Origin of the sequence: Marinobacter sp. EN3 (assembly GCF_000475315.1) — a bacterium.
In the GTDB taxonomy this organism is placed as follows: Bacteria; Pseudomonadota; Gammaproteobacteria; order Pseudomonadales; family Oleiphilaceae; genus Marinobacter; species Marinobacter nauticus.
Window position 1 is genome coordinate 1 of the sequence record NZ_AXCC01000068.1, and the last position, 1,135, is coordinate 1,135.

Consider the following 1,135-nt stretch of genomic DNA (forward strand, 5'->3'; position numbering starts at 1 on the left):
GCTGAGCTTAGCGGCGCCACGACAGTGGCGTCCGGTGGACGGCCGTCAGGCCGGGAACGTACTACAGCGACTGGTTAGCTGGGGGCATCAATGAAGCCCGATCCTTGGCAACCAACATCGCAGCCTGCACCGCTGCCCTTGCACCAAAATGTGCTGAAGCACTTTGTCTAAACCACAGCCAACGATGCGGGGAATGAACCTGAACGTCAGAGTAGCAGGTAAGCAAGGAACCAGCTCTCGACGGACAGCCCCACGACCAGAACACTCAAATTACTACCAATACCGCTGACCGATTGAGCTACCAGCAACACGCCCAATTTGCGGGCCTTGGCAACATCACCGCACTACCAGTTTTGCTACTCACTTTCGGCCAAGGCCATTGGCACCCAGCCACCAAAAAAGACCAAAGCACTACCAGCTAACGCTGAAGCGCACCGGTGGCTTTGTCGCAGCGCAGCGGAGACAAAGGCATCCGAGTGACGCGCCTGGTTAAATTACTACCGCTCACCTTCAAGGCCATGCCATACCCGGAGAATGATGATGGCACTGGGATGGAGCGAATATCGAACGACATATTTCCCGAAGACCATATCTCGAACAGAGTCAGGCACCGGTGCCATTTCAACTGGCGTGCCCATCTTGGGAAAATCAGGAAGCAATTCGATTTTGCCAACCAGTTCGGTGGCGATCCGGGCTGCCGCCGAAGGATTGTGGACTGCAATGAACTCCCTGAGGCGCTGTAAATCTTCAATGGCTTCGTCCGTGTAAACCAGTTTCACTTACCTGACCTCGGTGCATCCTGCTCGTTGTCGGTTCCCCAACTATTAAGCCAGCTGTGAACCTCGCGGGCATCAACAACCTTGCCTTGTGCAGCGGACTCCATTGCTTCTAAGGTCTGTTTCCAGCGCTCTTGCTCCAGCTGCTGCTTTTCTATGTACTCCGATAATGCTTGGTTAATTACCCAACCTTTGCTCCGGTGCAACCTGCCAGCAATTGCTTCCAGGTGCTGTTCAACTTCTGCTTGAAGGCGAACCGTGGTGACGCTCATGACTATACCCTCGAGTTTGGCTACTACAATGTATTACAACATAGTCTACGAGGGTGCGGCAAAAAATTTAATCGGGATAGGGAGGCA

2 protein-coding genes are annotated in these 1,135 nt (G+C 53.7%); both read right to left on the reverse strand.

From position 1 onward, the window contains the following. Positions 1-497: 497 nt before the first annotated feature. Positions 498-779: a type II toxin-antitoxin system RelE/ParE family toxin gene (locus tag Q675_RS35385; protein ID WP_023012028.1), complete on the reverse strand. Its 282-nt coding sequence runs from the start codon at positions 777-779 to the stop codon at positions 498-500. Further along, positions 776-1,048 carry a CopG family ribbon-helix-helix protein gene (locus tag Q675_RS35390; RefSeq protein WP_022989998.1) on the reverse strand — a complete coding sequence of 91 codons (273 nt, stop codon included), beginning with the start codon at positions 1,046-1,048 and terminating at the stop codon, positions 776-778. The genes Q675_RS35385 and Q675_RS35390 overlap by 4 nt, the downstream gene beginning before the upstream one ends. Between the last annotated feature and the right edge of the window lie 87 nt (positions 1,049-1,135).